Annotated in this window: 5 protein-coding genes; 4 read left to right on the forward strand and 1 reads right to left on the reverse strand. The window is 74.7% G+C overall.

Features of this window, described 5'->3' with window-relative positions:
• Positions 1 to 6: 6 nt before the first annotated feature.
• Positions 7 to 3,408 (reverse strand): FtsK/SpoIIIE domain-containing protein, encoded by a 3,402-nt coding sequence (locus tag ACFWA7_RS30435; protein WP_385826299.1) that lies wholly within the window; start codon positions 3,406 to 3,408, stop codon positions 7 to 9.
• A 405-nt stretch (positions 3,409 to 3,813) separates the two neighbouring features.
• On the opposite strand from ACFWA7_RS30435, the gene ACFWA7_RS30440 reads away from it, so the two are divergent.
• The 4 genes from ACFWA7_RS30440 (at position 3,814) to ACFWA7_RS30455 (ending at position 9,404) form a co-directional block, all read left to right on the forward strand.
• Positions 3,814 to 5,553 (forward strand): serine/threonine-protein kinase, encoded by a 1,740-nt coding sequence (locus ACFWA7_RS30440; protein WP_385826302.1) that lies wholly within the window; start codon positions 3,814 to 3,816, stop codon positions 5,551 to 5,553.
• 125 nt (positions 5,554 to 5,678) lie between these two features.
• Positions 5,679 to 6,917, forward strand: a complete 1,239-nt coding sequence (locus ACFWA7_RS30445) for a serine/threonine-protein kinase (RefSeq protein ID WP_385538760.1) — start codon at positions 5,679 to 5,681, stop codon at positions 6,915 to 6,917.
• Between the two features lie 69 nt (positions 6,918 to 6,986).
• Positions 6,987 to 8,090, forward strand: coding sequence for a peptide chain release factor 2 (gene prfB / locus ACFWA7_RS30450; protein WP_385538758.1), 1,104 nt, complete (start codon positions 6,987 to 6,989; stop codon positions 8,088 to 8,090).
• Between the two features lie 282 nt (positions 8,091 to 8,372).
• Positions 8,373 to 9,404, forward strand: coding sequence for a hypothetical protein (locus ACFWA7_RS30455; protein WP_385538756.1), 1,032 nt, complete (start codon positions 8,373 to 8,375; stop codon positions 9,402 to 9,404).
• The last annotated feature ends 109 nt before the right edge of the window (positions 9,405 to 9,513 follow it).

The following is a 9,513-nucleotide window of genomic DNA, read 5'->3' on the forward strand; positions in this document are numbered from 1 at the left end:
TGGGGCTCAAAGACCCGTTGGCGCGGCCGCGTGCACCACCCGCCCCGCCCTCTCCAGCGCACTGGCCAGCAACGCCAGATCCGTAGGCCCGTTCCCCAGCTCCCGTACCGGCCGCCGAGCCGGCGGATCCCCCATCCGCTCCCACTCCAAGGGGACCACCGTCGGACGAAGCGTCGCCGTCCGGGGTATGCGGCCCGTGACCCGCCCGCCCTGGAACGGCGTCACCGAACCGTCCGCACCGAACAGCCGTCCCCGCCCCGGCGACGGCTCCTCGGGCGACGGCACGACCGGCGGCGCGTCGAGCCGCACCACGTTCCGTATCCCTCGCGCAAGCTCCGTGTCCGCCGTGCGGTCCGGGCGGGCCGACGTGGCGACCAGGTGGACCCCCAGCCGCTCCCCGTCCCGCGCCACCGCCTCAAGCGCGCGCACCACGGACCCCGCGGCGGGCCGCCCGGGGCTGCCGAGCGCCGGTGCGACCAGGGCGTCGAGGTCGTCCACCAGGACGACGAGACGCGCGAGGGGCGGCGGCCCCGCCTCCGTACGCGTACGCCCCAGCGGCCGCAGCCGTAGCGTGCTGGTGGTGGACGGCGCGTCCGCCTCGCCCCGCTGGTCCCCGCCCTGCTCACCGGCGGCCGGCGACCGCGGCCCGACCATCCGCTCCGCCACCTCCTGCGACTGGCGGGCCGCCCATTCCGCGAACCCCAGGTCCCCCAGCAGCTCCGCCCGCCGCTTCAGCTCCGCTCCCAGAGCCTGCGCGAACTCCCGCATGCGGACCGGGTCCGAGGCCACCAAGTGGGTGGAGACATGGGGGAGTTCGGTGCAGGCGCGCAGGCCCTCGCCGCGCTCCCCGCCCGCCCCGTCGACCAGTACGAGGGACAGCCGGTCCGGCCGCGCCCCCGCCGCCAGCGACGCGGCGACCCCTCGCAGCAGCTCCGTACGCCCGCTGCCCGCCGGTCCCTCGATCAGCAGATGCGGCCCGTCGGAGGCGAGGCCGACGCCGACCGGGCCGCGCGGTCCGGTGCCGAGCACCACCGCGCCGTCCGGCGCCGACTCCCAGCGCGCCATCAGGGACGCGGGGGTGGCCCGGGCCAGGCCCAGCTCGTCGAGCAGCCGGGACGAGCGGGGCAGGGCCACCGGTGGCCGCCCGGGCGCGGTGGTCCCGTCGCCCGCCCGCAGCGGCGCCAGCGCCCGCGCGAACCGTTCCGCCCACGCCACCGACACCGCGTCCACCACTGCCAGCGTGCCGTGCCCGGCCGGGCGGCCGCCCGCCGTGCGCAGCAGCCGCAGCGCCGTGGCCACGTCCCCGCTCAGCAGAGCCGCCGCCCCGCACTCGCGGAAGGGGAGCGAGACCGCGCACGCCGACTCGTACGTCGCCTCCACCGGCGACACCGGCGAGGCGGCCGGTGTCTCGGCGAGACAGAGCAGATGGATGCCCGCCGCGCCCCCGGCGGACGCGAGCCGGGCCGTCGTCTCGCGCAGCACGGACGAGCCGGGGTCACCGTCGACGATCACCACCGTGTACGGACCCGAGTAGCGGCGGGTCGCGTCGGCCACGGCCGCCGCGTCGGCGGATGCCCAGCCCGGCCCCAGCGGGCTGTCGTCCAGGCGCCGGACCAGCTCGGTCGTACGGGCCGTGGCCTGCTCACGGTCGTACGCGAGGAGCAGCCGGCAGTTCTGGCCGTGCCCGGGGCGCACATGCGGGAGCCAGCCGAGCCAGCCCCACTCCGCGGTACGGACCTGGAGGCTGCGGCCGCGCTCCGTACTGATGAGGACGATCTCCAGGTCGGCCGGCGCGTGCAGCGCCGCGAGCTGGGCCACGACCGCCCTCGCCAGGCCGTTCAGCCGGGCGCGGGGCCCGGCGAGCCCGAGCGAGCCGGCTTCCCGCAGCCCCACGGTGACCGGCACGGCCGCGAGCTCGCCCCGGTCCGCCGTCCCGACCCGGATCGCCAGCTCCTCCGGGTGCCCGGGGCGGCGCTCCCACAGCCGCGGCCCGGGCCCCAGCGCGGTCAGCAGCAGCGCGGCGGGGTCGGGCCACCGCTCCGGCGCGGGCGGGGCGCCGGGCACCACGGCCGCGGGCTCGGCGGGCGCCGGTTCGTACACATCCTCCCCGCGCCCTCCGGTCAGCCGCCGTGCCCAGGCCCCGATCCCGCCGCGCCGCCGGGACGGCGAACCGTCGTCCACGCGCGCGTGCTCGACGTCTTCGGGCAGCCGGGTCCCGCGCGGAGGCGTCCCGACCCGCCGACTCGCACCGGGGCCGTACGCCTGAGCGCCGGCGCCCTCTCCGGCGCCGTACGCCTGGTCGTCCCCGCCGGGCCCCGCCGCGTAGGCCTGATGGTCATTGCCCGCCCCGGGCCCGTGGACCTCGGAGCCCTCGCCCCGCGCGCCGGGCACATGAGCCCGACCGCCTGCCTGACCGCCTGCCTGACCGCTTCCGCCCTGCGGCCCGGAGACGCCGCCGTACGTGCCGTACCCACCTTCCGTACGCCCCTGTCCGAAACCTTCGTCGCCGGGCTGCCCGCCCTGCCCGTGCGGGCGCCCGCCGCCCTCCGCCGGGCCGCCCGGGACATGGCCCCCGGGCGCGGGCGCGCTCCCCGTGCCGTGGGTCGTCGGGCCGTGTCCGGCGGGGCCCGGGTCGCTCGACGCGCGCGGGGACGGCACCCGGGCGGTCTCCGCGCCGTGCGGGGCCGGCGCTTCAGCCGGGGCGCCCTCCCCGTGCGCCAACGGCCCCGACGGCGGCTGCGGGGGCGAGGCGGCCGGGGTCACCCGGACGTGCCCCTCCCCGTCCGGCGCCGTAAGCAGCGGCTGCGGGGGCGGGGCGCCGGTGCTCAGCCGCAGGGCGGACTCCCCGAGGCGCAGCAGCGCGCCCACCGGCAGGCGCACCGGGTGCGGGCCGACCGGGGCGCCGTCCACGCGCGTGCCGTTCGTCGAGCCCAGGTCGGCCACCGACACCCGGCCGCCCTCGCCCACCGTGACCGCGCAGTGCAGCCGGGACACATCCGGGTCGTCCAGCGGAACGTCCGCGTCCGCCGAGCGGCCGACGCGGATCTGGCCGCCGTGCAGCAGATGGACCCCGCCCGCGTCCGGCCCCGCGACGACACACAGCCGGGCCTGGGCCGCTTCCTCGTGCTCCTCGTAGGCGTACGAGGACGAGTCGGCCGGGGACGACAGGGACAGCACCGCCCCGTCCACCAGCGGTGGCTCGCCGAGCACGCGGCGCTGGGGATCGAGCCGCTCCCGGCCCGCGTAGAGCACCACCGCACTGGAGACCTCGGAGCCGGACGCGGCCGTGGCGAGGCCCGAGGCGACGGCCGCGAGCGCGGTCCCGGCGGGCGCGGTCACGAGCACGTCGCAGGCGCGCGCCGCAGCGTGGCCGCTGCGCGGCGCGAGGACGGTCAGCCGGATCTGCATCGCCTCGGCGGTCCCTTCTGCGCGGGGGTGCCGGGCACGGAGGGAAGGCCCTTGTGATTCCCCCCACCAGGCACACATGTCGTGCTGAGGGCATCCTCGCACCTGCCACTGACAACACGCCCGCCCCCCACCTCCAAGTGATCTTGAATGGTCGGCTCTAGACGCAAATGTGGCCGCAAAGTGGCTGGTTGCACACCTCGTTGGAATCGCTCACCCTGCTTCGGCACGGCCGTTCGGCAACCTTCCGTACGAAGGTGGCGTCTTCCCTTCGAACGCCCGGAGCGTGCGGGCCCGCGCCGCCACAGTCGTCGCACAGCCGTCGTGACAGTCGGCGGCACTACAGTGGGCGGTTCGGGGACACCCGAAGAGACCCGGAACCAGCCAGACCAGCAGGGAGCGCATGACGTGCGGCCGGTAGGCAGCAAGTACTTGCTTGAGGAGCCGCTCGGACGCGGTGCCACGGGCACCGTCTGGCGCGCGAGCCAGCGGGAGGCGGCGGGTGCCGAGGCGGCCGTGACCGGCCAGCCCGGCGAGACCGTGGCGATCAAGGTCCTCAAGGAGGAGCTGGCCAACGACGCCGACGTCGTGATGCGGTTCCTGCGCGAGCGGTCGGTGCTGCTGCGCCTGACGCACCCCAACATCGTGCGCACCCGCGACCTCGTCGTCGAGGGCGATCTCCTCGCCCTGGTCATGGACCTGATCGACGGCCCGGACCTGCACCGCTATCTGCGCGAGAACGGCCCGCTCACCCCGGTCGCCGCGTCCCTGCTCACCGCGCAGATCGCCGACGCGCTCGCCGCCAGCCACGCCGACGGCGTCGTCCACCGCGATCTGAAGCCCGCCAACGTCCTGCTCGACGAGCGCGGCGGCGCCATGCGCCCGATGCTCACCGACTTCGGTATCGCGCGCCTCGCGGACTCCCCGGGCCTGACCCGTACGCACGAGTTCGTGGGCACGCCCGCGTACGTGGCGCCGGAGTCCGCCGAGGGGCGCCCGCAGACCTCCGCCGTCGACATCTACGGCGCCGGAATCCTGATCTACGAGCTGGTCACCGGGCGTCCGCCGTTCGCGGGCGGGACCGCTCTGGAGGTGCTGCACCGGCACCTGAGCGAGGAGCCGCGCCGCCCCACCACCGTCCCCGGCCCGCTGTGGACGGTCATGGAGCGCTGTCTGCGCAAGAACCCGGACGAGCGGCCGAGCGCCGAGAACCTCGCGCGCGCCCTGCGCGTCGTGGCCGACGGCATCGGGGTGCACTCCACCCCGGCCCAGGTCGAGGCGGCCGACGGCGTCGGCGCGCTGCTCGCGCCCGACCCGGCGCCCGCGCCCGTCCCCGAGACGCCCGGCGCGGCCGACCCGACCCAGGTGCTGCCGAGCAACGCGGGTTCGTACGACCCGAATGCGGCGACCTCGTATCTGCCGAACACGTCCGGGGCGGCGGACCCGACCGCCGTCCTGCCCAGCCGGGGCGCGGCCGACCCGACGGCCGTGATGCCGCCGGTGCCGCAGGGCCAGAACCAGTTCGGCCAGCAGGGCCTGGACCCGCAGCAGCCCGAGCAGCCGCACCCCTGGCAGTCCCAGCTCCAGGCGGCCCGCGACCGCAACGAGCAGACGCAGGTCCAGTACCTGGACCCGGAACAGGACCCGCTGCGCCGCCGCCCGCACCGCCAGTCGCAGCAGCCCCAGCCTCAGCAGCAGCAGCGGCCTCCGCAGCGCCCCCAGCAGTACGCCCCGCAGCAGCAGCCCCAGCCTCAGCAGTACCGGCAGCCGCAGCAGCCCCAGCCGTACGCGCAGCCCCCACAGCCCCAGCCGTACGCGCAGCCCCCACAGCACCAGCAGTACGCGCCGCCGCCCCAGCATCAGCAGCGCCAGCAGTACGCCCCGCCGCAGGCGCCCCAGCCGCAGCAGCCGCAGGCCCCCGCGCCCCGCGAGCCGCGCCGCCGCAACGCCAACCCGATGCGGATCCCGGGCCTCGGCTGCCTCAAGGGCTGCCTGTTCACCCTCGTCCTGCTGTTCGTGGCGGGCTGGCTGATCTGGGAGCTGACCCCGCTCCAGGACTGGGTGGCCGAGGGCAAGAGCTACTGGCAGGCGATCGGCGACGCCGTCGACAAGGTGTCGGGCTGGATCGGCAAACTCGGCGGCAACTGAGGCGCGCGCCACGCCGACTTCGTGGATTTGTCGACTTCCAAGGGGTGATTTCCCCCTCGGAAGTGAAGGTTGGCCTCCCGGCCGCGTAGCCTCGGCGTGCACAGCCAGCCGCTGAGGGAGCAGTCTTGGCACGGAATATCGGCAGCCGGTACACCGCCCACCAGATTCTGGGGCGGGGCAGCGCCGGCACGGTGTGGCTAGGCGAGGGGCCGGACGGGCCCGTCGCCATCAAGCTGCTGCGCGAGGACCTCGCCGCCGACCAGGAGCTGGTCGGCCGCTTCGTCCAGGAGCGCACGGCGCTGCTCGGCCTCGACCACCCGCACGTCGTGGGCGTACGCGACCTCGTCGTCGACGGCAACGACCTCGCCCTGGTCATGGACCTGGTGCGGGGTACGGACGTACGCACCCGGCTCGACCGCGAGCGCCGGCTCGCCCCCGAGGCGGCGGTGGCGATCGTCGCGGACGTGGCCGACGGCCTGGCCGCCGCGCACGCGGCCCAAGTCGTGCACCGGGACGTCAAGCCCGAGAACATCCTCCTGGACATGCAGGGCCGGCTCGGCCCCGGCGGCTCGCACCCCGCGCTCCTCACCGACTTCGGCGTGGCGAAGCTGATCGACACCCCGCGCCGTACCAAGGCCACCCGCATCATCGGCACGCCCGACTATCTGGCTCCCGAGATCGTCGAGGGCCTCCCGCCCAGGGCGGCGGTGGACATCTACGCCCTGGCGACGGTCCTCTACGAGCTTCTGGCGGGCTTCACGCCCTTCGGCGGCGGCCACCCCGGCGCGGTCCTGCGCCGCCACGTCACCGAGACCGTGGTGCCACTGCCCGGCATCCCCGACGAGCTCTGGCAGCTGGTCGTCCAGTGCCTCGCCAAGGCCCCGGCCTCCCGCCTGCGCGCCTCGGAGCTCTCCGCCCGCCTGCGCGAGCTGCTGCCGCTGGTGGCGGGGATGCCGCCGCTTGATGTGGACGAGCCGGACGCCGAGGAGCCCGAGGAGCCGGTGTACGAGGAGCCCGCGCCTTCCTCCGGCAGGCCCCGCCGGGGCGCGGTGCCCCTGGTGCCGGGCGCCCCCCTGGACTCCAACCGCGACACCCACACCAGCATGCGCGTCCCCGCCCCCGACGAGTTGGCAGGCGGCCCCCTGGGCACGGCCCGCGCCCCCCGCCCGGCGGGCGCCCCCCGCCCCGGCTCGGCCCGCCACCGCGCGGACCAGGTCCGCAAGCGCCGACTGGTCCTGGGCGCCTCGGCGGTCGCCCTGACGGCGGCCGTGGCGGTCGGCGGCTGGCTGGCGACGAGCGGAGGCGGCGACGGCAAGGACAAACCGCCGCAGGACTCCAAGCACTCGGTCCCGGTGGTCCCGTAGGCGCGGGCCCGTCCGCCCGTGGCAGACCGCGGGGGAAACGTCCTTGCGCGCAGCCGTTACGCTGGACCCGTGGCAGTCGTCGATGTATCCGAAGAGCTGAAGTCCCTCTCCTCGACCATGGGGTCGATCGAGGCCGTCCTGGACCTCGACAAGCTGAGGGCAGATATCGCCGTGCTTGAGGAGCAGGCAGCCGCGCCGTCCCTGTGGGACGACCCGGACGCGGCCCAGAAGATCACGAGCAAGCTTTCGCACCTCCAGGCAGAGGTCCGCAAGACCGAGGCGCTGCGCAGCCGGATCGACGACCTCAGTGTGCTCTTCGAGCTCGCCGAGGAGATGGACGACGCGGACACCCTCGCGGAGGCGGAGACCGAGCTGGTCTCCGTGCGCAAGGCGCTGGACGAGATGGAGGTCCGTACGCTCCTGTCCGGCGAGTACGACGAGCGCGAGGCGCTGGTCAACATCCGCGCCGAGGCCGGCGGCGTCGACGCCTCGGACTTCGCCGAGCGCCTCCAGCGCATGTATCTGCGCTGGGCCGAGCGCCACGGCTACTCGACCGAGGTCTACGAGACGTCGTACGCGGAAGAGGCCGGCATCAAGTCGACCACCTTCGTCGTCAAGGTGCCGTACGCGTACGGCACGCTCTCCGTCGAGCAGGGCACGCACCGCCTGGTGCGCATCTCGCCCTTCGACAACCAGGGCCGCCGCCAGACGTCGTTCGCGGGCGTCGAGGTCCTGCCGGTCGTCGAGTCGTCCGACCACGTCGAGATCGACGAGTCGGAGCTGCGCGTGGACGTGTACCGCGCCTCCGGCCCCGGTGGCCAGGGCGTCAACACCACCGACTCCGCGGTCCGGATCACCCACCTCCCGACCGGCATCGTCGTCTCCTGCCAGAACGAGCGCTCCCAGATCCAGAACAAGGCGAGCGCCATGAACGTCCTCCAGGCCAAGCTCCTTGAGCGTCAGCGCCAGGAGGAGCGGGCCAGGATGGACGCCCTGAAGGACGGCGGCAGCTCCTGGGGCAACCAGATGCGTTCGTACGTCCTGCACCCGTACCAGATGGTCAAGGACCTGCGCACCGAGTTCGAGGTCGGCAATCCGCAGGCGGTGCTCGACGGCGAGATCGACGGTTTCCTGGAAGCGGGAATTCGCTGGCGCAAGCAGCAGGAGAAGTAACCGACGGCCTTTTCGGGGCTTTGTCGACAAGGGAACTGCCGTTCGTTGAGCGGCAGTTCCCTTTTTACGTCACAGTCGCAATCCCGTACGACGGGCAAGTCGCCCTAATCCAGGCATTCCGTACGCAACGGCCTTGACGCGATTCTTAAGAGTGCGGAAAGGTGACGCGCGGCATGCGTATTTCCGGGGCGCGTGTGACGGGGGCGACGGAAACGGATCTCCCGGTCCCGCGGCCCCCGGGCGCTGCTCCATGACGAATTAGCTACTGGGGGTAGCAAGCAGATGACCAAAATGACGCGGGTCCGCGTTGCACGGATAGCCGCGGGCGCGGTGATCGCGGCAGGCGCGTCCCTGACCGCCGCGGGCGCGGCCCAGGCCGCCGGTGTCGATGTCAACATCGGCGGTATCAGCGCCAAGGCCGAGGTCGACAAGAGCGGTGTGGACGTCGGTCTCGGCGTCGACGGTGAGGCGGACGGCGGCACCGGCACGGTCGGTGGCATCGGCGGCGCCGACACCGGCGGCTCGTCGTCCACCGGCGGTTCGTCCTCCACGGGCGGCAGCAGCACCACGGGTGACACGTCGTCGACGGGTGGCTCGTCCACCGGCGGTTCGTCCTCCACGGGCGGCTCCTCGTCCACCGGTGGCAGCTCGTCCACCGGCGGTTCGACGTCGTCGACCGGTGGTATCGGCGGCGCCGACATCGGTGGCGGCACGGGCGGCTCGTCGTCCACGGGCGGTTCCTCGTCCACGGGCGGCAGCAGCACGGGTGGGTCGTCGTCGACCGGCGGCTCGACCACCACCACCGGCGGTTCGTCCTCCACGGGCGGCTCCTCGTCCACCGGTGGTTCGTCGTCCACGGGCGGCAGCAGCACCACGGGCGGCAGCAGCACCACCGGCGGCTCCAGCTCGACCGGTGGCACCGCCGGCACGGGCGGCTCCACGTCCACCGGTGGCAGCACGTCCACCGGTGGCAGCACGAGCACCGGCGGCACCACCGCCACCGGCGGCAGCACCACCGGCGGGTCCTCCACCGGCGGCTCCACCGCCACGGGCGGCTCCAGCACCGGCGGCTCCAGCACCGGTGGTACCGGCGGCACCTGCACCGTCTCGCTCGACGGCGCCAGCTGCCCGGACAACACCGACACCGACAACGTCAGCTCGAAGCCGGTCGAGCAGGGCAAGGCCAAGGACGAGCTCGCCGAGACCGGTGCGGGCGAGACCACGTTCCTGCTGCTCGGTGCCGCGACGATGATCGCCGGTGGCATCGGCTTCCGGTTCATGCCGCGTCTGGTCGGTGGCCGTACGGCCGCCTGACCGGATGACCGGCACAGATCGGCGGATCTGAACGACGTGGGGCCCGGGGGGGGGCCCCCCCCCCCGCCCCCCCCGCGGATGTCGGAGTTTAAAAGGGAGGGGGGGCCGC

Origin of the sequence: Streptomyces sp. NPDC059994, from assembly GCF_042737755.1 — a bacterium.
Taxonomy (GTDB): Bacteria; Actinomycetota; Actinomycetes; order Streptomycetales; family Streptomycetaceae; genus Streptomyces.